The sequence below is a fragment of the Actinocorallia sp. A-T 12471 genome (assembly GCF_033875155.1).
GTDB lineage: Bacteria > Actinomycetota > Actinomycetes > Streptosporangiales > Streptosporangiaceae > Actinocorallia.
Window position 1 is genome coordinate 616,083 of sequence record NZ_JAWZTE010000002.1, and the last position, 22,127, is coordinate 638,209.

Consider the following 22,127-nt stretch of genomic DNA (forward strand, 5'->3'; position numbering starts at 1 on the left):
ACTCCCCCCTTCCCCCGGCCGCTCCCCCGTCACGCGTGCGTCGACGCGATCTGGTGCTGGCGCGCAAGGTCGGCGTCGGCCTGCGCGGCGGCCCGCCAGCCGCTGGCGAGCGCGCCCTGGACCGACGGGGAGTCGCGGTGGTCGCCCGCCACGTACAGGCCCTCGGTCATCCGGGTCGGGCGGCGCAGCCGGTGCGTCGGCGGCGCGGCCTCGGGAAGCGCGTCGGGGATGCGCACCGTCGTCAGGTGCTCCCAGCCGTCCGTGGGCGTGCCGTAGACCCTGGCCAGCTCACGCCGGACCGCGCGTTCGTCGGCGTCCGCCGCGGCGAGGGTCGTCGCGATGAGCGCGCGGCCCCCGGGCGCGTAGGACGGGACCGCGTTGCTCACCACGATCGTGTTGAGAACCCCGCCGTGCCGCCAGCCGTCGCCGTCCACGACGAGCACCGGTTCGCGCAGCGGCGGCCGCGACGCGACGTGGTAGACGGTCGTCAGCGGCAGCATGCGCGGCGCGGCGACCGCCGGGACAAGCCGGGCCGCAGTCACCGGATCGGTGGCGACGATCACCGCGCGGGCCCGCAGCGGCCCTGAGGACGTCCAGGCGGTCATCCCGTCGAGCCGGTCGACCCGCTGGGCCAACCTGATCCGTCCGCGCGGCAGCGGCGCGGCCAGGGCCTCGGGGACCGCGGCGATCCCGGCGGCGGGCAGCCCGATCCTGCCGCGCGCGAACGACCTGACGACCATCGCGAGGACGTGTTCGGACACCCCGAGGTCGGGATCGGCGAAGACCCCGGCGAGGTAGGGGCGGACGAGCCCGTCGAGCATCGCGGGCGAAAGCGACGAAAGCGCCTCGGCCGCGGTGCGCTCCTCGGTGTCGAGGAGCCGGGACACAGGCATCCCCGCGTAGCGCGCTAGCAACCCGGCCAAGCGCGCGTGGTCGGCGAGCGTGCCGATGCGGTGCCTTGCGAGGTCCTTGGCCATCGCGGGCGTGCCGCGCGCGTCGCGCACCGGATGGGCGTAGCGGACCAGGTCTCCCCGGTGCCGCACCAGGACGCCCTCGCGGAAGTACCCGAGCCGCAGCGCGGAGAGGTCCACGAGCGCGGCCAGGCGCGGGTACGCGGTGTTGACGACCTGGAACCCGCGGTCGATCCGGAACCCGTCGACCACGTCGGTCACGACGCGGCCGCCCACCCGGTTGGCGGCCTCGACCACCAGGAAGTGGCGTCCGGCCCGGTGCAGCCTGCGCGCGGCGGCGAGCCCCGCCATGCCCGCGCCGATGATCAGTACCTCGGTGTCCTCCATACCGGCCGCCTACCCGCCACAAGCCCCGACTTTCCCCTCAGACAGTTACGAACTCCACATGAAGGCTTGATCCGGCTTCATCCGGTCTGTTCGGGATGGACCGCCTTGCTCGGCTGGACGCGCTTCGGCTCGCCGGGCATCTTCGGATAGTTCGGCGGATAGGGCATGTCGCCGAGGCCGTGGTCGCGCTCGTCTCGGTCGGCCATGTCGAGCAAGGTCTCGAGGGAGAAGGCGGCGTCGTCTATCGCGGCGTGCCTGTCGCCCACCTCGGCGAAGCGCGCGGGCATCGTCTTGACGGTGAAGTCGGCGGGGTCGGCGTCGGCGAGCTCGTCCCAGAGCAGCGGCGCGGAGACCGGGGCGTTAGGGCGGGCGCGGACGCTGTAGGCGGAGGCGATCGTGCGGTCACGGGCGTTCTGGTTGTAGTCCACGAACACCGTCTCGCCGCGCTCCTCCTTCCACCACTTCGTCGTCACCGTCTCGGGCATCCGGCGCTCAAGCTCGCGGCCGAACGCGAGGGCGGCGCGGCGGACCTGGGTGAACGACCAGCGCGGCTCGATCCGGACGTACACATGCAGACCGCGCCCGCCCGACGTCTTGGGGAACCCGGTCATGCCCAGCTCGTCAAGGAGGGGTCGGACGGCCTCCCTGGCGACCCGCACGGTGTCGGCGAAGTCGCGTCCCGGCTGGGGGTCGAGGTCGATGCGCAGCTCGTCGGGGCGGTCCACGTCGGACGCGCGCACCGGCCACGGGTGGAACGTGATCGTGCCGAGGTTCGCCGCCCACGCCACGACCGCGAGCTCGGTCGGGCACACCTCGTCGGCCGACCTCCCCGACGGGAAGTCGATCCTCGCGGTCCGCACATACTCCGGCGCGCCCTTGGGGATCCGCTTCTGGTAGAACGCGTCGCCGCCGCTCGGGTCGGCCCGCGTCGACATGACGGCCCCCTCGACGACCCCGCCCGGCCACCGCTCCAACGTCGTGGGCCGCTCCCGCAGGGCGCGCAGGATGCCTTCGCCGACCGACAGGTAGTAGGACACGACGTCGAGCTTGGTGAGCCCCGCCTGAGGGAAGTACGGCTTGTCCGGGTTGGTGACCTTAACGATCCGATCGCCCACCGGCAGTTCGAGAAAGGCCATGCCCCTCGCCCTACCCCCGCGACCGCGCCACGGAACACGCGGGACCCTTCCGTGGTTGCACCCGATGCCACCCTCCGGCCAAGAAGGGAAGTAACGTGCCGCACATGGAGAAAGTCCACAAGACCGAAGCCGAGTGGCGGGCGATCCTCAAGCCCGAGGAGTTCCGCGTCCTGCGCCAGGCCGGGACCGAGCGCCCGTTCGTCGGCGAGTACACCGACACCAAGACCGTCGGCGTCTACCACTGTCGCGCCTGCGGGGCCGAGCTGTTCCGCTCGGAGACCAAGTTCGACAGCCACTGCGGATGGCCGTCCTTCTACGCGCCGACCGACTCCGACGCGGTGATCCTGCGCGAGGACGACTCCCTCGGCATGCGCCGCGTCGAGGTGCTCTGCGCGGCGTGTGACTCGCATCTCGGCCACGTCTTCCACGGCGAGGGCTACGGGACGCCGACCGACGACAGGTACTGCATCAACAGCGTCTCCCTGCGCCTCGAAGAGGTCTGACGCCCCGCTCCGGGCCCGCCTTGACCGGGCCCGGACACTCCTTGACCGTCCCGTTCATTGAATATCGCACTACCTATCCGGGAATGAGCGTTTCCGGGAGGCGGTTCGTGAGCGGCGAGACGGTGAAGACAGGCAGGTTCGGCAGGCCCACGTGGTTCGTGAGGTCCGAGCCCCCTAAGGCGGCCCCCGAGCCACCGGCCGAAGGCGGCCGACGGAACTGGCTGCGCAGGCGTACCCCCAAGGAGACGCCCCCACAGGCCCCTCCCCAGAAGCCGCGTAAGAAGAGCCGCGGCCTCCTGAGCCGGTTCTTCCGGTTCCTCACCGGCGTCGTCACCCTCGCCGCCCTCGCGGTGTTCTCCTACTGGGCGTACCGGTTCACGCTGACGCCCGTCCCGGACCCGAACGGCTGGGCCATCGGCAACGGCGAGCCGGGCAAGACCCTGCGCTTCTACCTCGACCGCCCCAGCATCAAGGAGGCGGTCCACGCCATCGGCGGCAACCTCATCCTGCTCGCCCCCCTCGGCGTGATGCTCCCGATCCTCTTCAAGAGCCTGCGCGGCCCCCTCCGTCTCACCGTCGTGGGCGCGTTCCTCTCCTTCTGCATCGAGATCGTCCAGCACTACGCGATCAACGGCCGCACCTTCGACGTCGACGACATCATCCTCAACGCCACCGGCGTCCTGCTCGCCTACCTCCTGCTCGGCCAACGCGCCGCCCGCCTCATCCACGGCCGCAAGCCCCCGCTCACCGACCGCCTCCTCGGCCGCGCCTGAGGGCCGTCAAGGCAGGCCGAGGTAGACGGCCATCTGGTCGGTCGCGTGCCGGAACAGCGGGCCCGCCGGGTCCGCGCTGCCGGTGAACTGGCCGAACAGCTCGAAGCCGACGAGCCCGAACAGCTGGGACCACACGATCAGGACACGGGCCGCCTCCTCGGGGGCGAGCTCCAGGCCGGTCGCGGCGGCGACCGCCGCCATCTGGGCCGAGAGCGCGGGGTCGAGCGGCCCGGGAAAGGCCGGGCGCAGCGGCCGGGCGTCCTGGGCGATCAGCGCGCAGCGCAGGACGACCCGGGTGCCGGGGGCGACCGTCTGAGGCGGCGCGTGGTAGCCGGGCACCGGAGAGCCGTACAGCAGCGCGTACTCGTGCGGCCGCTCGATCGCCCAGGAGCGGACCGCCGCGCACAGCGACGACCACCGCTCCCGCGGCGCGGCCGCCGGGTCGTCAGCGGCTTCCACGGCGTCGCCGAGCGAGTCGTAGGCGTCGGTGATCAGGGCGGTGAGCAGCTCGTCACGGCTGGGGAAGTAGCGGTAGACGGCCGAGGAGGCCATGCCCAGCGCGCGCGCGACCGCCCGTAGGGAGAGCTGCGCGGAGCCCACCTCGGCGAGCTGCCTGCGGGCCTCCTCCTTGATCTCCCTGGTCAGCTCGGCGCGCGCCCTCTCGCGGGCGGTTCTGATCGCGGTCATGGACCAAGTCTGCCAGAGCGCCGCACGAAAAAGAGAGCACCGCTCTTGCTTTTCCAGGACAACGGATGTTCACTGTTCTTAAGCGAGAGCACTGCTCACAAAGGAGAACATCAGATGCGCTATGTCGAGGCGGGCCGCTCAGCGAACCTGTTCAACGCCTGCGTCGCCTGGCTCACCAGGCGCGGGCTCAGCCTCTACGGCGCGCAGCTCGTCGCCGTCCGCGGCCGTAAGAGCGGCGAGTGGCGCACGAACCCCGTCAACCCCCTCACCGTCGACGGTGAGCGCTACCTCGTCGCCCCGCGCGGCGACACCCACTGGGTCCGCAACCTCCGCGCCGCCGACGGCCACGGCGAACTCCGCCTCGGCAAGCGCACCACGCCCTTCCACGCCGCCGAACTCCCCGACGCCGCCAAGCCCCCCGTCCTGCGCGCCTACCTCAAGCGCTGGAAGTTCGAAGTCGGCGTCTTCTTCGAGGGACTCGACCACACCTCAACCGACGCAGCCCTGCTCAAGGCGGCCCCCGACTACCCCGTCTTCCGCCTGACCACCCGATAGGGCGGGCCGTGGTCCGGCCCGCCCGGACACCGCTACGGCAGGTCGGTCACCAGTTCGGCGACGGTCTTGCGGCGGCCCGTGTAGAACGGGACCTCCTCGCGGACGTGGCGGCGGGCCTCGGAGGCGCGCAGGTGGCGCATGAGGTCGACGATGCGGTGGAGTTCGTCGGCCTCGAAGGCGAGCATCCACTCGTAGTCGCCGAGCGCGAAGCTGGAGACGGTGTTGGCGCGCACGTCGGCGTAACCGCGGGCCATCTTGCCGTGCTCGGCGAGCATCTGGCGGCGCTCGGCGTCCGGCAGCAGGTACCACTCGTAGGAGCGGACGAAGGGGTACACGCACACGTACGCGCGCGCCTCCTCGTCGGCCAGGAACGCCGGGATGTGGCTCTTGTTGAACTCGGCAGGGCGGTGCAGCGCCATGTTCGACCACACCGGGGTCGAGGTACGGCCCAGCTCGGTGCGGCGGAACCGGTGGTAGACCTCCTGGAGGTCGTCGCTGCTCGGCGCGTGCCACCAGAACATGTAGTCCGCGTCGGCGCGCAGGCCGGCCACGTCGTACAGGCCCCGGGTCGTGACGTCCTTGGCCGCGTACCCGTCGAGGAGGTCCTGGACCTCGGAGGCGAACGCGCCGCGGTCGCCCTCGGGCAGGCCGTCCGCCTTGAACACCGACCACATGGTGTAGCGGATGACCTGGTTGAGGTCGCGGGCCTTGGGCTTGTCGGTCACGGTTGTACTTCCCTCAGCTGATTGATGATCCGTACGGCCGCCGCCTTGGCGGTGGCAAGGCAGGCGGGGACGCCGACCCCATCGTAGGCCGCGCCGCATACGGCGAGCCGGGGGTGTCCCGCTACCGCGCCGCGTACGCGGGCGATCCTGTCGAGGTGACCTACGTTGTACTGCGGGAGGCCGCCTCCCCAGCGCGTCACGCGGGCTTCTACGGGCAGTTCCCTAACAGCGCAGACGTCGGCGAGCTCGGCCATCGCGTCCGCCTTCAGCTCCGCGTCGGGCCGCTGGAGCGTGCGTTCCTCGCCGAACCTGCCGATCGACGCGCGGACCAGCACGAGGTCACTGTCGTGCTCGGTCAGGTGCGGCCATTTCACCGAGCTGAACGTCACCGCCTTGACCCGCCGGTTCTCCACCGAAGGCACAAGATATCCGGAACCCGTGGGTTTCTCCGGGAAGGCCGAGGCGCGGTAGGCGAGGCTGATGATCGCCATGCTGGCGTACTCGACGCCCGCGAGCTCGGCCGCCGCCGCGGGCACGTCGGCCGCGAGCAGGCGCGCCGCCGGAGCCGCGGGGACCGCCAGGACGACGGCGTCGGCCTCCACGGGCACCGGAGCCGTCTTCGGGCCCAGGACGACCCGCCACCCGTCTGGCGTACGGCGCAGCTCCTGCGCCATCGCCTCGGTGCGGATGTCCACACCCTCCTTGCGCAGGATGTCTCCGAGCAGGACGGGCAGCGAACCCATGCCGTCCCGCATCGTCGCGAAGACAGGTCCCTGGTTCTTGGGCGCGGCCTCCTGGATCGCCTTGGCCGCCTGCACGAGCGAGCGCTGGCCGAGGCTCGCGTGGGCGAGCTGCGGCAGCGTCGCCTCGAACGACAGCAGGTCGGCGCGGCCCGCGTACACGCCGCCGAGCAGCGGCTCCACAAGCCGGTCCACCACCTCGCGGCCCAGCCTGTCGCCCACGTAGTCGGCCACCGAGACGTCCGAGCCGCGCGGCGTCGGCCTGCGCGCCAGGTCGAGCGCCGCCCGCGCGACGCCCTGCGCGTCGAGGACGCCCGACTGCGCCAGCGCCGTCAGATCCGACGGCACCCCCATCACCTGGCCCGCGGGGAACCGCTTCAGCCCCCCGTGGCTGTAGATCGCCGACGACGCGGTGCCCGGATGCCGCAGCAGCCCGTCAAGGCCGAGCGCCGCGACCAGCCCGACGGCCTCGGGCCGCCGCGCGAGCATCGACTCCGCGCCCTCGTCCAGCGGGACCCCGGCCAGCTCGCTCACCCTGAGCTTCCCGCCGAGCCTCGGCCCGCCCTCCAGCACCGTCACGCGCAGGCCGGCCCGGCTCAAGTGCCAGGCCGCGCCGAGCCCGGAGATCCCTCCGCCGACGACCACCACATGCTTCGCAGTCACCCCTCCACGATGGCAGAAACGGGGCGATGGCCCGTCCGTCCCACGGTGTGAGATCACAGTCAGTCCGGAAGGACCATCGCCCCTGTGCCGTCTTGTCTGAGCGGCGTAGAAGGAGTCCGCTTACGCGGCGTACGGGCGGCTCGCCCTTGCCTCGCTGAGCGCCCGCGCCCACCAGTCGAGCTGGCCGAGCAGCGCCTTGGCACCCGCTTCGGCGGCATCGGAAGGCGTGAGCCCGCCGTCCTCGCCGAACAGGGTCCAGTAGTCGGCGAACGAGACCTGGTCGCGGACCGTGACCGCGTGCATCTCCGCGAACACGCCGCGCAGGTGCTCGACGGCCCGCAGCCCGCCGGAGACGCCCCCGTAGGACACAAAACCGACCGGCTTGGCCTGCCACTGGGTGAAGTGCCAGTCCACGAGGTTCTTCAGCGCCGCCGGGTAGCTGTGGTTGTACTCGGGCGTGACCACCACGAAGGCGTCGGCCGCCTCCAGCCGGGGCGTGAGCCGCGAGACCGCAGCCACGATCTCGGCGGACGGCGCGGCGTCCTTGGCCGGGAACGCCAACGGCAGGTCGGCGTGGTCGGCGAGGTCGATCACGTCGACCTCGAACGAGGTCGCCGCGTGGGCGGTGATCCACTCGGCGAACACGGGGCCGACCCGGCCCTCGCGCACACTGCCGATGATCACCGCGAGCTTGAGAGGAACATCAGTCGTCATGGGGAACAGGCTGCCGCCCGCGCCCGGCCCGAGGGAGACCGCGCCGAGGCTGGCCCTCGCGGGGCCACGCTAGGCCGCCTCACCTCCCGGTAAATTCCCCTTATGGGCGACAACCAACTCGGCGTGTTCCTCCGGGAACGGCGCGAACTCCTCACCCCGGAGGCCGTCGGGCTCCCCACCGGGCCGCGCCGCCGCACCCCCGGGCTGCGCCGCTCGGAACTGGCGATGCTCGCGGGCGTGAGCGTCGAGTACCTCACCCGCCTTGAGCAGGGACGCGACCGCAACCCGTCGTCGCAGATCCTCGGCGCGCTCGCCGATGCCCTCCGCCTCGACCGCGACGAACGCACCTACCTGCGGTTCGCCGCCAAGGCCGTCAACGGGGACCCCGCGCCGTGCGCGGCCTCCGACCCGCCCGCGCGGGAGGTGCGCCCGGCCCTCCTCGCCATCCTGCGCAGCCTCGAGCCCACCCCTGCCGTCCTGCTCAACCGGATCAGCGACGTGCTCGCCCACACCGTCGCCTACGAGCGGTACGCCCGCCCCCTCGGCATCCTCGACGGCGCAGAACCGAACCTGCTGACCTGGATCTTCACCGACCCGCGCGCCCGCGCCGCGCTCCCCGACTGGGACGCCCACGCCGACGCCGAGCTCTCCGCCGTCCGCATGGCCTCCTCCCCCGACGACACCCACCTCAACGCCCTCGCCGAGGACCTCACCGTCCTCGCCGGGGCGGCCTTCTCCGACCGCTTCCGCCCCGCCCCCCTCTCCCTGCCCCGGCCCACCGTCGCCACGGTCCGCCACCCGGAAGCCGGTCCCCTCCGCCTGCACATGGAGACCCTCGCCTCCGAGGACCACCGCGTCCTCATCCACCTGCCCGCCGACGCGCCCACCGAGCACTCCCTCAACCACCTCGTCGGCAAGGGCACCCTCCTCCCTCTGCCCACCCACTCCCGCTCCGCCTAGGTCACAGGGAGGCCAGGTAGGCGCGCAGGAGGTCGGTGAAGAGGGCGGGGTGCTCGAGGTTGGGGTAGTGGGCGGCGTCGGGGATCGGGTGGGAGCGGCCGTCGGGGACCGCGGCGATGAGCCTGTCGGACATCGCGAGGTGGTCTGGCGAGTCGAGAGCGCCGGACAGGGCGAGGACGGGTACGGCGATCCCCGCGACGCGCGTCCATGTGTCGTGTACGGGACGAAGGTAGTCGGGCTCGCCTGGCGTGTGCTTGGACATCGTGCCGAGGGCCATCGTGCGCAGCCGCCCCACGACGGCGGGGTCGAGCGCGTCGAGCCGCCTGTGCGGTCCCGCCGCGAAGGACAGGAACGCCTCGACCGAGCCGTCCAGATCGCCGACGGACATCGCGGCATGCCAGCGGCCCAGCACACCGAGCGTCCACGGGTCGGCGAAGGCGGGCTCGCTCGTGCCCGCACCGCTCACGACCACGGCCTTCACCAGCTCCGGATACTCCAGGGCGAGGTCGACCGCGGTGCTCGCGCCCATCGAGACCCCGACGAACACCGCGGGGCCCGTCCCCAGGCGGCACGCCAACGCCGCGACGTCGTCAACGTGCCGGAACGGCCCGGACGCGTTCGCCGAGCGCCCGTGCCCCCTTGCGTCTGGTGCGATGACGCGGTGGTCGGCGGCGAGCGCCGGGACCTGGCCGTCCCACATCCGGTGGTCGAGGAAGCCGCCGTGCAGCAGGAAGACGGGCTCGCCCGCGCCCGACTCGGTCCAGTAGAGGTCCTGGGTGATCGCGCTCTCCATCATGACAACCAAGGTGTCATTTTTTGCGGCAAATGACAACCCAGGTGTCATCATGGTCCGGTGAACGAAAGTGAACCTCCCCTGCCGCCAGACGTGCTCGCGGCCCGCCTCGCCGAGGTGTTCGACCTCGTCGGCCCGGTCTACCGGCGCGCCCAGCGCAGGGTCGAGCACTACCTCCCGGAGGATGACCTGTCCGTCGGGGTCCGGGCCGTCCTGACCCTGCTCCACGAGCGCGGCCCGCTCACCGTCCCCCGGATGGCCGGGGAACTCGCGCTCAGCCGCCAGTTCGTCCAGCGGATGGCCAACGACGCGGCAGCCCGCGCGCTCGTCCGGTTCGCGCCGAACCCCGCCCACAAGCGCTCGTCCCTCGTCCACCTCACCCCCGAGGGCTCCCTGGCCATCGCCTCCCTCCTGGCCCGCGAGCAGACGATGCTCGCCGCCGTCGGCGGCGACCTCACCGCCGCCGACCTCGACGGCTGCGTCCGCGTCCTCACCCGTCTCCTGGACTTCCTCGAGGACCCCCGGCCGCCGACGGAGTCCTAGGAGGTCAAGAGGTTCCGGTGAAGCGGCGGAGGAAGACCACGGCGGCGGTGGCGGCCAGGGAGAGGCTCGCGACGAGGGGGATGAGGACGCCCGGGCTGGTGAAGTCGAAGGAGCCCTCGGTGCCGACGTCGACGCCGCCGAGCGGGGTCTGGTTGTGAGTGACGGCCGGGACTGTCTCGGTGCTCCGGTCGTCGCGGTCGTCCTGGTGTTGGGAGTCTTCGGGGGAGGCCGTGGGGGCGTCGTCGTCGGGTGTGCGTTGGGGGGTTGCGGCGGGTTTGGCGGTTGGCGTTACGCCCGGGTTCCTTGTGGGCGACGCGCTGGGGGGTTTTGTGCCGTTCGTGGAGGGACGGGGGGTCGCGGTGGGGCGGTCGCCCTTGTCGTCGTCGTCACGATCATCGCTGTCGTCGTCCGAGTCATCGTCATCGTCGTCGTCCTCCTCGTCCTCATCCTCATCCTCGTCGTCCTCGTCTGCTGCGGCGTACGCGGCGGCAGTGGATGGGAGGACGGGCGAGGAACCGGGGGCGAGGGCCGGAACGGCGGTGAAGGCGAAGGTGAAGAGGAGGACGAGGAGGGTGCGGTGGAGCAGGAGGGGCACTGCGGGCTCCCTGGGTCGCGGCCCGGGCCGTCCGGGCCGGGTTCCAGGGTCAGGGCGGGGCGTGGAGCGGGGATGAGACGGGGATGAGAGGGCTCTCATCCGGCCGCCCGGGCCGCTAGGAGGGCGTCTCGGGGCCCAGCGCGCGCAGGCGGTACCCGGTGCCCCGGATGGTCTCGATGCGGTCCTGGCCGAGTTTGCGGCGCAGATAGCGGATGTACACGTCAACGACGTTGCTGCCGGGGTCGAAGTCGAAGCCCCACACATGGCTGAGCAGCTGCTCGCGGGTGAGGACCTGGTCGGGGTGCCTGCACAGGAACTCCGCGAGAGCGAACTCGCGGCTCGACAGCTCCACCGTCCGCCCGCCCGCGCGCGCACGGCGGGTGCGCAGGTCGAGCGCCAGGTCGCCGACGGTCAGGACAGTCGCCTCCGGGGCGCGCTCGGGGCGCAGCCTCAGCCGGATGCGGGCGAGCAGCTCCTCGAACGCGAACGGCTTGGCGAGGTAGTCGTCCGCGCCGCTCTCCAGCCCGACGACGGTGTCGGCGACGCCGCCGCGCGCGGTGAGGATGACGACGGGCAGCGTCATGCGCGCCTCCCGCAGCATCCGCAGGACGGTCAGGCCGTCACGGCCGGGTAGTCCGAGGTCGAGGACGAGCAGGTCGAACTGTCCGGTGAGTCCCATCTCGTAGGCGCTCACCCCGTCCTCCACGACCGTCGTGACAAAACCGTGCCGACGGAGTCCTTTGTCCAGGAAGGACGCGATGCGTGCTTCGTCCTCAGCGATCAGAATGCGGTTCACCAGGTTCGCCCGTCCGGTAGGCAGGGATGCTGATCAGGAAGACCGCGCCGCCTTCGGGGGCGTCGCGGACTTCGGCGCGGCCGCCGTGCGCCGCCGCGATGTTGGCGACGATCGCCAGGCCGAGGCCGGTCCCGGTCTGCGCGCCGTGCACGAAGCGCTCGAAGATCCGCGCGCGCTGGTCGGCGGGCACGCCGGGGCCGTCGTCGCGGACCCACAGCTCGAGCCGCTGCCCGCGCAGCGCCGACCCAACGGAGATCCGCCCGCCGTCCCGCGTGTGCCGGACCGCGTTGGCGACGAACTGGACGAGCGCCTGGGTGAGCCGCTGCCCGTCGGCGAGAACGTGGGTGTCGGCGACCTCGTCAAGCCGCCATGTCCGGTCGGCGAGCGTGCGGACCTTGGCGAGGACGTCGACGGTCAGCTCGGCGACCGCGACCTCGCCGACGTCGAGGAACCCCGGCTGCTCGGAGCGTGCGAGCAGCAGCAGGTCGTCAACGATCCGGTTCATGCGCTCGAGCTCGTCGAGGACGAGCGCGACGGTCTCCTCACGGTCCTCCTCCCCCATCAGCTCAAGGTGGCCGCGCACGACCGTGAGGGGCGTGCGCAGCTCGTGCCCGGCGTCGTCAAGGAACTCGCGCTGGATCGCGAAGGCGCGCTCCAGCCTGTCCAGCATGCGGTTGAACGTCCCGGCGAGGGCGGAGATGTCGTCATCGCCGGGGACGTCGAGGCGACGGGTCAGGTCGGCGGAGTCGCTGATCCGCTCGGCGGTCTTGCGCACGAGCCGGACCGGCGCGAGGACACGTCCGGCGACGAGCCACCCCGCCGCGCCCGCCACGGCGACGGCGAGCGCCGACGTGAGCGCGAACGACCGCATGACGTCGGTGACCTCGCGCCTCTGCTCGTCGTAGAAGACCCCGACGACGAACGCCGCCTTGCGGTCGTCCCCGGTGACGCGTACCGGCATCACGAGGTACCGGACTTGTCCCGCGTCGCTGGACGCCCAGCCCGTCGAGGGCTCCTGCGCGGCCGACGCCGCGGCGACGAGCTCCTTGTTGAGGTGGAGCCGCTCGTCGGACCGCACCACGCTGTACTGGTCGACCTTGCCGTTCACGACGCTGAAGTACGTCTCGTACGTGTCCGGCGTCATCGTGCCCAGGTAGTCCCGCAGGAGGCCGCGCACGTCGGTCGCGGGGCCCGCGCGCTTGGCGAACGCGCGGAGCTTCTCGGCCTCGTTGGCCAGTTCCGCGCCCACCCTGGCGTCGAGCCTGCCCACCAGCAGCGACCAGGTGGCCGATCCGGCGACGGTGAGGGCGAGCGCGACGACCAGCAGCACCCAGGCGACGATGCGGGTGTGGGCGCTCACCGGGCCGCCTCAGTCGTCATCATCGTCATCCTGGCCCGAGTCGTCGCCGTGGTTCGAGTCGTCCCAGCCGTCGTCGGAGGTGTCGTCAGAGTGGTCGTCGGCGTCGCGGGGCGGCGCGGGCGTCACGGGGTCGGCCACGTCCGGCTCGTCGGTGTCGGAGACGGCGGGCGACGGCGTCGCCGTCACCACGACCTGGGGCCCGAGGGACGGCGGCGTGACGCGCGCGGCCATGACGAAGGCGTACACCGCCCCCAGGGTGACCACCACGGCCCCGGTCACGGCGAGCAGCGGCCCACGGGATCTCATGCGCCCAAAGTAGGCAACCCGGCGGTACGGCAGGGCCGTACGGCGATGAGAATGCTCTCATCCGCGACTCGCGCACGAACGCCGAAGGGCGGCGTCCCGCAAGACGCCGCCCTTCCGAAGGTTTCTAACGCGCGGAGACCTCATGGACGAGGTCGGCAAGACGCGCGAGCTGGTCGGGGTTGGTGGCGGGCAGGACGCCGTGGCCCAGGTTGAAGATGTGGCCCTCGGCGACCCGTCCCTGCTCCAGGACCTGGCGGGCGCGCGGCTCCACGACCTCCCAGGGCGCGAGCAGGATCGAAGGGTCGAGGTTGCCCTGGAGCGCCTTGCCCGGCCCGACCCTGCGGGCCGCCTCGTCGAGCGGGACGCGCCAGTCGACGCCGACGACGTCCGCGCCGGCCTCGCCCATCAGCCCGAGCAGCTCACCGGTCCCGACGCCGAAGTGGATGCGCGGCACATCGGCCATGGCGGCGAAGATCTGCTCGCTGTACGGCATGACGTAACGGACGTAGTCGTCGGGCGCGACCGCGCCGACCCAGCTGTCGAACAGCTGGATCGCCCTGGCCCCGGCCGCCACCTGGGTGCGCAGGAAGCCGATGGTGATCTCGGTGAGGGCGCTCATCAGGGACTGCCAGATGTCCGGCTCGCCGTACATGAGGGCCTTGGTGCGGTCGTGGTTCTTCGACGGCCCGCCCTCGATGAGGTAGGACGCGAGCGTGAAGGGCGCCCCGGCGAAGCCGATCAGGGGGATGTCGCCCAACTCGGCGACAAGGCCCTTGACCGCCTCGGTCACGTAGGGGATGTCGTCGGAGGTGAGGGGACGGAGCCGGGAGACGGCGTCCTTGTCCCGGATCGGGTCGGCGATGACGGGGCCGACGCCCGGCTTGATGTCGAGGTCGATGCCGATGGCCTTGAGCGGCACGACGATGTCGCTGAAGAAGATCGCCGCGTCGATCGCGTACCTGCGGACCGGCTGGAGCGTGATCTCCACGATGAGGTCGGGGTTCGCGCAGGACTCCAGCATGGGAATCCCCTCGCGTACCCGCAGGTACTCGGGGAGCGAGCGACCGGCCTGGCGCATGAACCACACGGGCGTGTGGGAGACGGGCTCGCGGCGGCAGGCGCGGAGGAACACCGGGTCTTCAGCGGGCATGTACAGATGGTCCCATGCTTTGGCGTTCACGGTGTCCTGGGGTGCCGTTCGGGCGTGCCCCGCGAGATTCCCCCACGAGATTTTCGTGACACGCCGGGCGATGTCCCACAAGATCACCGGAGCCGCTGGCATTTTCGTTAATTATCGACATCGCAAGACGAGCGATCAGCTCACGGACGAGCAGAGGTCACCGGTGCCTCAAACCCCCCGCACCACCGCCCGTGGTCGCGTCGGCGTGGCAACCCCCCGCCGTCCGCGACCGGAGATCTACTCTCGGGAGATGACACCCCCTCATCCGGCGCCCGGCTATCGGGAGGCCCTGGACACCCTCAACGAGGCGCTGACGGGCGATCCCGAGCGCCCCGAGCTGGAGTTCGAGGAGATGCCCGCGCCGCAGCGGCTCGCGCCGTTCTCCGCGGCGCTGTCGGCGGCGGTCGTCCGCGACGACGTCGAACTCGCCGTCGGACGCCTGATCCTGCTGCACGACCCGCAGGGCAGACCCGGCTGGGACGGCCAGTACCGGCTCGTCGCCTACATCCGCGCCGACCTCGAGCCAGAGATCGCCGACGATCCGCTGATCGGCTCGGTCGCGTGGAGCTGGCTGATCGAGGCCCTGGATGAGGCGGGTTACGCCGCCGAATCGGGGACGATCACCCGTGCCGTCAGCGAGAGTTTCGGGGGCAAGGAGGACGAACCGGCCACCACGGAGCTCGAACTCAGGGCATCATGGTCACCCGCCGGGACTGATCTGCGCGCGCACGTGCGGGCCTGGACCGAGGTGATGTGCATGGCGGCCGGGCTCCCCCCGCGCGGGGTCCGCGATCTGAAGGACGTACGGTAGCTGAGTGGAAGCAGGTGGGGAAACGGGAGGCACGGCGTCATCGCCGCTCCTGGAGCCGCGTGAGGGCATCCCGCCCGTCGTCGCCGACGACGCGGGGCTCGACCGGGTCATCGAGGCGTTCGCGTCAGGTTCCGGCCCGGTGGCCGTGGACGCCGAGCGCGCTTCCGGCTATCGGTACGGCCAGCGCGCCTACCTCGTCCAGCTGCGCCGCCGAGGGGCGGGCACCGCGCTGATCGACCCGGTCGCGTGCCCGAACCTCAACGACCTCAACCGCGCGCTCGCCGACAGCGAGATGGTGCTGCACGCGGCCAACCAGGACCTGCCCTGCCTGTCCGAACTCGGCCTCGTGCCGCGCAGGCTGTTCGACACCGAGCTGGCGGGACGGCTGCTCGGCTACCCCCGGGTCGGCCTCGGCGCGATGGTCGAGACGGTGCTCGGCTACAGCCTGGAGAAGGGGCATTCGGCGGCCGACTGGTCGACCCGTCCCCTTCCGACGGATTGGCTGCGTTATGCGGCCCTGGACGTCGAGCTGCTCGTGGAGCTGCGGGACGCGCTGCACGCCGAGCTGATCGAGGCGGGCAAGCTCGAGTGGGCGTTGCAGGAGTTCGACGCGATCGCCTCGGCCCCGCCCAAGCAGCCGAGGACCGACCCGTGGCGGCGTACGTCGGGCATCCACCGGGTGCGCAACCGGCGCGCGCTGGCGGTCGTGCGCGAGGTGTGGGAGACGCGCGAGCGCATCGCCCAGGAGCTCGACCTGTCCCCCGGCCGGGTGCTGCCGGACACCGCGATCGTCGAGATGGCGGTGGCGCAGCCGCGCACGATGGCCGAGCTGTTCACGATCGCGGCCGTCAAGGGCCGCAACGCGCGCCGGTACACCACCCAGTGGCTGCGCGCGGTCTCCAAGGGGCGGCAGCTGCCCGAGGCCGCCTTGCCCGAGCAGAACCTTCCCGGCGACGGGCCGCCGCCCGCGCACCGCTGGGCCGAGCGCGACCCCGAGGCCGCGGCGCGGCTCTCCGCGGCGCGCACGGTCGTCGCGGCGCTGGCCGACGCGCACAACCTGCCGAGCGAGAACCTCGTGCAGCCCGACTTCGTGCGGCGGCTGTGCTGGTCGCCGCCGGAGCAGGCGACCCCCGAGGCGATCCGCGCCGAGCTGCGCCGGCTCGGCGCGCGGCCGTGGCAGGCGGCGCTGGTGTCGGTGCCGGTGGCCAAAGCCTGGACCCGCCTGGAGACCAAGGGCGAACTGGCCTGACGCGATCGGTCCGCCCGGCGCGGAAAAGAGTTATCCACAGGCTGTGACCCGGGCTCAGCGGAATGTCACCGGTGCGGGTTAGTGTCGCGGGCATGGAACAGAAAAGCATTCCGGCTCCCCTCGCCGGGCGGGTCGGCCACATCGCGGGCATCGAGTCGATCACGCTCGACGGCCGGCGCCTGTACTTCGGATACGACTATTCCGACGATCTCGTGGTGTCGCCGCTGATCGAGGATCCCGGCGCGATGGCGCGGTTCGCCGCCGAGCACCTGCGCCAGCGGACCGGCGCGCACGACGCGGCCTACTGGGCCGAACTCGTCGGCCTCGCGGCGGAGTCCTCGAACCTCGCGCCGCCTGAGGCGTGCGCGTTCACCACCGAGGGCATGGCCGCCCTGCCCGCGCCTGGCGGCCACCTGCTCTACCTGCTGGACAGCGCGCTGGGCCACGAGGATCGCGGCTTCGCCCTCCCGCCCGAGGCCGCGCCGCTGCTGGCACGGCTCGGCCGCGACCCCGGCGACGTCGCCGAGTGCGTCGACGAGTGCCTGCGCCTCGTGCGCGCCGAAGGAAGGGCCGCGCACCCCGAAGCCTGGCTCCTTGTCCAGCACTACCTCGCGGCCGCCCTCGACCGCCTCCCGCCCACCTGGGCCGCCTTCTTCGCGCCCCTCCACCACCTTTGACGCCCCACACCGTCCTTTCCCGGTGCGTCGCGTCCTTCGGGCGTGCGTTCCCGCGCTCGTTGGCGGTGTCGCACGGGTCTGCCGGAAGGCGGCGGGCCTGCTGTCCGGCGAGGGCCGCTCAGCACGGGTTCCGGTAGGGGATCTCGCCGATGAAGGTCCGCCACTCCGCGGGCGACAGCGGGCCGTGCTGCGCGCAGAGCGCCTTCCTGAGCTCGACGGGGTCGACGAGATGGGTGCGCAGGTGCGAGGCGTCGTCCATGCTCAGGACATAACGCCCGTCCGGGGAGAAGACCAGGTCGGCGACCGCGCTGTAGGAGGGCATGGACTCGCGGAGGCCCGTCAGCGGGATGCCGAAGGGGCGGCGGTTGACGACGTCCCACAGCCGGATCTGGCCTTTGTCGTCGGCGGTGGCGAGGACGCTGCCCTCCGGGTCGCGGGAGAACGCGGCGTTCTGCGGCGGGGACTGCGCTCCCGCGGTGAACGTGGACCGGCGCTCGAGGGTGCGGGTGTCGAAGATCCCGATCCTGCCGCCCTCCACGGAGGCGACCGTCCGGCCGTCGCCGCTGATCGCCTGAACCGAGGTGAGCGAGGTGTTCGGCGGCGTCAGCACACGTCCGCTGGGCACCTCGGCGACCCCCTGGTCGAACCCCGACAGCAGCGATTTGCCGTCGGGCAGGAAGAGCATCTGCGGGTAGGCGGCGACGCCGTTGAAGACCGGCACGTCGGTCGGCTTCGGGGCGTTCTCGAACAGCTTCCGGTTCAGCGCCAGGTCCCAGAACTGGAGCGTCGTTCCCCCGTAGACGCCGACGAGGACGGCGAGGGTGCCGTTGTCCGGCGAGAAGCCCGCGGAGACTCCCGTCAGCTGGTGCCCGACGTCGATCGTGGTCCGCTTCGAGCCCGCGCGCACGTCCCACACGTCGAGCGAGGTGCCCTCCCCGATCACGGCGAGGAGGGAGCCGTCGCCGGAGAGCCAGAAGCCCTTCGGGTCCCTGATCGGCAGCTGCCCGGTCTTCTGGCGCAGCACCGGGTTCCAGACCTCGACGGTGTCGTCCATCGTCTCGACAAGGAGCGTCGTGCCGTCCGCGCTGAACACCGCCTTGGGGACGGGGTGGGTGTTGAGCTCCAGCGGGTCGAGGGCCGACTTGACGCTGATGGAAAGGACCGCGCTGTCGCCGTTGACGCAGCGCAGGCTGCGCCCGTCTGCGCTGATCCGCTGGACGCCGCACAGGCTCGTGACGTAGCGCATGAGCGGGTCGTCGTCGATGCCCTCGGTGCGCCAGAGGGTGTTGTCGAACGCCAGGTAGGAGCCGTCCGCGCTGAACTGGAGCGAGGAGTGGCGGATGTTGTAGGTCTTGGTGTCGACGCCGCCGAGGGTCTTGCCCTCGAGCGTCTTGATCTCCAGCAGGCGGATCGCGTCGCCCTGCTGGGCGGCGAACCACTCGCCGTCCGGGCTGAAGGCGACGTCGCCGATCGCCTCCTTGCCGAGGAACATGCGCGGGGCCTTGAGCTTGGTCCCCTTGGCGATCTCCCACCACTCGGGGGCCTTCGCGCCCTGCTTCACCGTCACCAGGACCTTCTCGTTCGCCGAGAACGCCAGCTTGTGCGCGCGGTAGGGGATCTTCAGCAGGGTCTTGCCGGTGGCCGCGTCCCAGACGACGGTCTGCTTCTGCTGGGCCCAGACCAGGTAGGCGGCCGTCGGGCTCAGGTGGAGGCCGGAGGAGGTGACCTTGAAGGTGTGCTCCCTCGGCGTGCCGGTGGCGACGTCCCACAGCCGGGTGTTGAGGTCGGTCTGGCTGACCGCGACGGCGGTCCCGTCGGCGGACAGGGCCATGTCGGCGATCTGGCCGCCGGGAACGGTGAACGTCCGCAGCACCTTGCGGGCCTGCCCGTCGACGACCTTCACCTCGTTGTCCTTGGCGTACAGGAGGGTCCCGCCGTGGCGGTCGGCGACCACGAGCCAGTCTCCGTTCGTGCCTTCCGGCTGGTAGATGTACTCCTCCCACTGGTGGTACAGGGTCACCAGGGCGCTTCGGGTCTCGATGCCGTCGAGGTTGAGCGCGCCGGCCGCCGCGGCCAGGCGCGCGGCCGTCCTCGGGTCCTCCTTGCGCAGGCCGACGGCGAGGTTCGCGATGCGCGCGCTGATGGCGGCGTCGCGTTGGGTGGCGATGAGGGTGTTGCTCTTGCGCAGGTCGCGGCTCTGGACTGCGGCGAGCGCGGCCGCGCCGAGGGCGATCACGAGGAGGAAGGAGAGCGCGGCGAGCATCGTGGTGCGGGTGCGGGCGCGGCGTTGGGTGAGCCGGACGGCGGCGTCGAGGAAGGCGCGTTCGAGTGTGTTGAGGGTGAGCTGACGGCGGCCGGTGGCGGCCCAGGTCAGCGCGGTGTCCAGCGGGGTGCCCTGGTAGAGGTCGCTGTCCTTGCGGCCGTGCTCGTCCCAGAAGCGCGCGGCGTCGGACAGGGCGTGGTGGATCTCCAGGCCGTCGCGCTCGGACTCGGCCCAGTCGCGCAGGCGCGGCCAGGCGCGCAGCAGCGCGGGCGAGCTGAGCACCACCGAGTGCCCGTCGCCGCGGATGAGGCCCGCCTCGCCGAAGGCGACGAGGACGCGCTCAAGGGTCTGCCCGTTGGTCTCCTCCCGCAGCTCGCGCAGCTGGACGCGGCGGACCGTCTCGCGCGCGTCCGGACGCGTGTTGACCATGCGGAGCATGACGCGCGGCACGGCCTGGCGCTCCTCGGGGCTGAGCCGCTCGTAGGCGCCCTCGGCGAGCTCGGTGAGCGAGGGCGCGGGCGGCCCGGCGACCGTCGCGTCCGCCGCCGCGCGGGCCCCCGCCTCCAGCGGCAGTTCGCGGCTGTCCGCGCCGATGAGGGTGTTGAGGAGCTCCTGGGACGTGGGCCTGCGCGCGGGGTCGTGCGACATGGCGCGCTCGGTGAGGCCGCGCAGCGGCTCTGGCAGATGGCCGGTCTCCGGCTCGTGGTTCAGCACCTGGTGCATGAGCGAAGGAAGGCTCTCGCCTTCGAAGGGCGGGCGTCCGTCGGCGGCGAACAGCACGATCGCGCCCCACGCCCACACGTCGGCCGAAGGGTCGGCCCGCTGACCCCGGAACAGCTCGGGGGCCATCCAGCGCGGCGTGCCCTTGAGCTGGCCCGTCGCGCTGCGGGACATCTCCTCGGTCTTGGCGATGCCGAAGTCGATGACCCGGGGGCCATCCGGACCGAGCAGGACGTTGGCGGGCTTGAGGTCGCGGTGGATGACCCCGGCGGCGTGGATCGCCGACAGCGCCGTGGCGATGCCGACGGCGAGGCGGTGCAGCTCCTCCGGCGTGTACGCGCCCTGGCGGTCCACCCGGTCCTGGAGCGTCGGGCCCGGCACGAACTCGCTGACGACGAACGGCGGCGTGTGGTCGAGGTCGGCCTCGATCACCTTCGCCGTGCAGAACGGCGCGACCCGCGAGAGCGCCTTGACCTCGCGGCCGAGCACCGCCTTGTCGGCGTCGGACACGTAGTCGGCGTGCAGCGCCTTCACGGCCACCCGCGTGCCCTGGGCGTCGTACCCCTCGTAGACGACGCCCTGGCCTCCCGAGCCGATCCGCGCGGCGAGCCAGTACCTGCCCAGCTGGCTCGGATCCCCTTCGAGCAACGCCCCCATCTTCGACACCCCGTCTCATACCTGTGCGAACCGTTTGATCATGGTGAAAACCATGGCGCGCTGCGGCGTTTGTCCAGTTCCGGTCCGAACGCTGACATTCCGGGCTCCGCTGACGCTGCGGACGCGTCGGGCGGTGTGCGGTCCGGCACTGTGGCGGCGGGACACGGGTGGCGGGGGCTGCGCAGGGGTAGGCGGATAACGAAGTGGGCGCGACGGGCCGGGAGGCTGCTGGGACGGAACCGACCGCACGGTGCTCCCGTTGAGGGGGGAACGGCACAACCCGGCCAGCTCGGGCACAACGGTTCGTGGAGGAACACACGTGGAGGTCACGACATTCGGCTGGGCGATGACGCTCGCGGTCATCGCGGCGCTCTTCGCCCTCGACCTGACGGTCGGGGTGCTGCGCCCCCACGCTGTGGGCTTCCGGGAGGCGACCGTCTGGTCGGTGTTCTACATCGCGGTCGCCCTGCTGTTCGGCCTGTTCCTCGGCATGCAGTACGGCTGGGGGTATGGCGGCGAGTACTTCACCGGCTACATCGTCGAGAAGAGCCTGTCGATAGACAACCTCTTCGTCTTCGTCATCATCATGACGACGTTCGCGGTGCCCAAGAAGTACCAGCAGAAGGTGCTGACGATCGGCATCCTGCTCGCGCTGATCATGCGCGCGGTGTTCATCGCGGTCGGCGCGACGCTGCTGTCGATGTTCTCCTTCATGTTCCTGATCTTCGGGCTGCTGCTGCTGTGGACGGCCCTGCAGGTCTACCGGCACCGCGACGAGGATCCGGACATCGCCGACAACCTGCTGGTGCGGACGTCGCGGCGGCTGTTCACCGTCACCGACGACTACGTCGGCGGGAAGTTCACCTCGAAGGTCTCCGGCAAGCGCGCGCTCACCCCGCTGTTCCTCGTGCTGCTCGCGATCGGCGGCACCGACCTGCTGTTCGCGCTCGACTCGATCCCGGCGATCTTCGGCATCACCGAGCAGGCGTACATCGTCTTCGCCGCGAACGCCTTCGCCCTGCTCGGCCTGCGCGCCCTGTACTTCCTCGTGACGGGCCTGCTCGACCGCCTCGTCTACCTCGCGACGGGCCTGGCGATCATCCTCGCCTTCATCGGCGTGAAGCTCGTCCTGCACTGGGCGCACGGCCTGTGGGACTGGGTCCCGGAGATCAGCACCGCCCTGTCCCTCGTCGTCATCGTCGTGGTCCTCACCATCACCACGGTGGCGAGCCTCCGCCGCGTCAAGCGCGACCCCACGGCCAAGGCCCACTCCGCGACCGTCATGGGCCACAAGAAGGACCAACCGGACGACCCGGCGAACGGCACCCAGGAAACCGACAGGCCAGAAGGAGACCACCCCGAAACCTGACACGGCGTGTGGGACGGCGCCGAAACCGCCGCCCCACACGCCGGGAGCCCACCT

22 protein-coding genes are annotated in these 22,127 nt (G+C 71.6%); 9 read left to right on the plus strand and 13 right to left on the minus strand.

The window, feature by feature from the left end; all coding sequences use genetic code 11:
• Window positions 1-29: 29 nt before the first annotated feature.
• Both R9X44_RS07910 and ligD read right to left on the minus strand, forming a co-directional pair.
• Window positions 30-1,298, minus strand: a complete 1,269-nt coding sequence (locus tag R9X44_RS07910) for an NAD(P)/FAD-dependent oxidoreductase (RefSeq protein WP_319813338.1) — start codon at window positions 1,296-1,298, stop codon at window positions 30-32.
• Between the two features lie 77 nt (window positions 1,299-1,375).
• Entirely contained in the window at window positions 1,376-2,434 is a 1,059-nt protein-coding gene (gene ligD / locus R9X44_RS07915) for a non-homologous end-joining DNA ligase (RefSeq protein ID WP_319813339.1), read from the minus strand.
• Window positions 2,435-2,538: 104 nt separating this feature from the next.
• On the opposite strand from ligD, the gene msrB reads away from it, so the two are divergent.
• Together msrB and R9X44_RS07925 are read left to right on the plus strand one after the other, a co-directional pair.
• On the plus strand, window positions 2,539-2,937 hold the full coding sequence (gene msrB / locus R9X44_RS07920; RefSeq protein WP_319813340.1) for a peptide-methionine (R)-S-oxide reductase MsrB: 399 nt from the start codon (window positions 2,539-2,541) through the stop codon (window positions 2,935-2,937).
• Window positions 2,938-3,044: 107 nt separating this feature from the next.
• Complete coding sequence (locus R9X44_RS07925; RefSeq protein WP_319813341.1) at window positions 3,045-3,710, plus strand: VanZ family protein; 666 nt, start codon at window positions 3,045-3,047, stop codon at window positions 3,708-3,710.
• Window positions 3,711-3,716: 6 nt separating this feature from the next.
• On the opposite strand, the gene R9X44_RS07930 is transcribed toward R9X44_RS07925, so the two are convergent.
• Window positions 3,717-4,397: a TetR/AcrR family transcriptional regulator gene (locus R9X44_RS07930; RefSeq protein WP_319813342.1), complete on the minus strand. Its 681-nt coding sequence runs from the start codon at window positions 4,395-4,397 to the stop codon at window positions 3,717-3,719.
• A 114-nt stretch (window positions 4,398-4,511) separates the two neighbouring features.
• On the opposite strand from R9X44_RS07930, the gene R9X44_RS07935 reads away from it, so the two are divergent.
• Entirely contained in the window at window positions 4,512-4,952 is a 441-nt protein-coding gene (locus R9X44_RS07935; protein WP_319813343.1) for a nitroreductase/quinone reductase family protein, read from the plus strand.
• A 32-nt stretch (window positions 4,953-4,984) separates the two neighbouring features.
• Here R9X44_RS07935 and hemQ read toward each other — a convergent pair whose 3' ends face one another.
• The 3 genes from hemQ to R9X44_RS07950 all read right to left on the minus strand — a co-directional run bounded on the left by hemQ (window position 4,985) and on the right by R9X44_RS07950 (window position 7,794).
• Window positions 4,985-5,626: a hydrogen peroxide-dependent heme synthase gene (hemQ, locus tag R9X44_RS07940; protein ID WP_319813584.1), complete on the minus strand. Its 642-nt coding sequence runs from the start codon at window positions 5,624-5,626 to the stop codon at window positions 4,985-4,987.
• 47 nt (window positions 5,627-5,673) lie between these two features.
• Entirely contained in the window at window positions 5,674-7,080 is a 1,407-nt protein-coding gene (gene hemG, locus R9X44_RS07945) for a protoporphyrinogen oxidase (RefSeq protein WP_319813344.1), read from the minus strand.
• Window positions 7,081-7,200: 120 nt separating this feature from the next.
• Window positions 7,201-7,794, minus strand: a complete 594-nt coding sequence (locus R9X44_RS07950; RefSeq protein WP_319813345.1) for an NAD(P)H-dependent oxidoreductase — start codon at window positions 7,792-7,794, stop codon at window positions 7,201-7,203.
• A 102-nt stretch (window positions 7,795-7,896) separates the two neighbouring features.
• On the opposite strand from R9X44_RS07950, the gene R9X44_RS07955 reads away from it, so the two are divergent.
• Window positions 7,897-8,754 (plus strand): helix-turn-helix transcriptional regulator, encoded by an 858-nt coding sequence (locus R9X44_RS07955; protein WP_319813346.1) that lies wholly within the window; start codon window positions 7,897-7,899, stop codon window positions 8,752-8,754.
• 1 nt (window position 8,755) lies between these two features.
• Here R9X44_RS07955 and R9X44_RS07960 read toward each other — a convergent pair whose 3' ends face one another.
• Window positions 8,756-9,550 (minus strand): alpha/beta fold hydrolase, encoded by a 795-nt coding sequence (locus tag R9X44_RS07960; RefSeq protein ID WP_319813347.1) that lies wholly within the window; start codon window positions 9,548-9,550, stop codon window positions 8,756-8,758.
• A 57-nt stretch (window positions 9,551-9,607) separates the two neighbouring features.
• Here R9X44_RS07960 and R9X44_RS07965 point away from each other — a divergent pair, with 57 nt between their 5' ends.
• A complete protein-coding gene (locus tag R9X44_RS07965) occupies window positions 9,608-10,090 on the plus strand; it encodes a MarR family winged helix-turn-helix transcriptional regulator (RefSeq protein WP_319813348.1) in 483 nt (160 codons plus the stop codon).
• 4 nt (window positions 10,091-10,094) lie between these two features.
• Here R9X44_RS07965 and R9X44_RS07970 read toward each other — a convergent pair whose 3' ends face one another.
• The 5 genes from R9X44_RS07970 to hemE all read right to left on the minus strand — a co-directional run bounded on the left by R9X44_RS07970 (window position 10,095) and on the right by hemE (window position 14,297).
• Window positions 10,095-10,685 carry a hypothetical protein gene (locus tag R9X44_RS07970; RefSeq protein WP_319813349.1) on the minus strand — a complete coding sequence of 197 codons (591 nt, stop codon included), beginning with the start codon at window positions 10,683-10,685 and terminating at the stop codon, window positions 10,095-10,097.
• Between the two features lie 115 nt (window positions 10,686-10,800).
• Entirely contained in the window at window positions 10,801-11,481 is a 681-nt protein-coding gene (locus R9X44_RS07975; protein WP_319813350.1) for a response regulator transcription factor, read from the minus strand.
• Window positions 11,459-12,841 carry a HAMP domain-containing sensor histidine kinase gene (locus R9X44_RS07980; protein ID WP_319813351.1) on the minus strand — a complete coding sequence of 461 codons (1,383 nt, stop codon included), beginning with the start codon at window positions 12,839-12,841 and terminating at the stop codon, window positions 11,459-11,461. The genes R9X44_RS07975 and R9X44_RS07980 overlap by 23 nt, the downstream gene beginning before the upstream one ends.
• Before the next feature lie 9 nt (window positions 12,842-12,850).
• Window positions 12,851-13,147 carry a hypothetical protein gene (locus R9X44_RS07985; RefSeq protein ID WP_319813352.1) on the minus strand — a complete coding sequence of 99 codons (297 nt, stop codon included), beginning with the start codon at window positions 13,145-13,147 and terminating at the stop codon, window positions 12,851-12,853.
• A 124-nt stretch (window positions 13,148-13,271) separates the two neighbouring features.
• Complete coding sequence (hemE, locus tag R9X44_RS07990) at window positions 13,272-14,297, minus strand: uroporphyrinogen decarboxylase (RefSeq protein WP_319813353.1); 1,026 nt, start codon at window positions 14,295-14,297, stop codon at window positions 13,272-13,274.
• A gap of 280 nt (window positions 14,298-14,577) precedes the next feature.
• Between hemE and R9X44_RS07995 the strand changes: the two genes are divergently transcribed.
• The 3 genes from R9X44_RS07995 (at window position 14,578) to R9X44_RS08005 (ending at window position 17,064) form a co-directional block, all read left to right on the plus strand.
• Window positions 14,578-15,138: a DUF3000 domain-containing protein gene (locus tag R9X44_RS07995; RefSeq protein ID WP_319813354.1), complete on the plus strand. Its 561-nt coding sequence runs from the start codon at window positions 14,578-14,580 to the stop codon at window positions 15,136-15,138.
• Between the two features lie 4 nt (window positions 15,139-15,142).
• Window positions 15,143-16,387 (plus strand): ribonuclease D, encoded by a 1,245-nt coding sequence (locus R9X44_RS08000; RefSeq protein WP_319813355.1) that lies wholly within the window; start codon window positions 15,143-15,145, stop codon window positions 16,385-16,387.
• A 92-nt stretch (window positions 16,388-16,479) separates the two neighbouring features.
• On the plus strand, window positions 16,480-17,064 hold the full coding sequence (locus R9X44_RS08005; RefSeq protein ID WP_319813356.1) for a hypothetical protein: 585 nt from the start codon (window positions 16,480-16,482) through the stop codon (window positions 17,062-17,064).
• Window positions 17,065-17,182: 118 nt separating this feature from the next.
• Here R9X44_RS08005 and R9X44_RS08010 read toward each other — a convergent pair whose 3' ends face one another.
• On the minus strand, window positions 17,183-20,704 hold the full coding sequence (locus R9X44_RS08010) for a serine/threonine-protein kinase (RefSeq protein WP_319813585.1): 3,522 nt from the start codon (window positions 20,702-20,704) through the stop codon (window positions 17,183-17,185).
• 319 nt (window positions 20,705-21,023) lie between these two features.
• Between R9X44_RS08010 and R9X44_RS08015 the strand changes: the two genes are divergently transcribed.
• Window positions 21,024-22,073, plus strand: a complete 1,050-nt coding sequence (locus R9X44_RS08015) for a TerC family protein (RefSeq protein ID WP_319813357.1) — start codon at window positions 21,024-21,026, stop codon at window positions 22,071-22,073.
• Window positions 22,074-22,127: the final 54 nt, after the last annotated feature.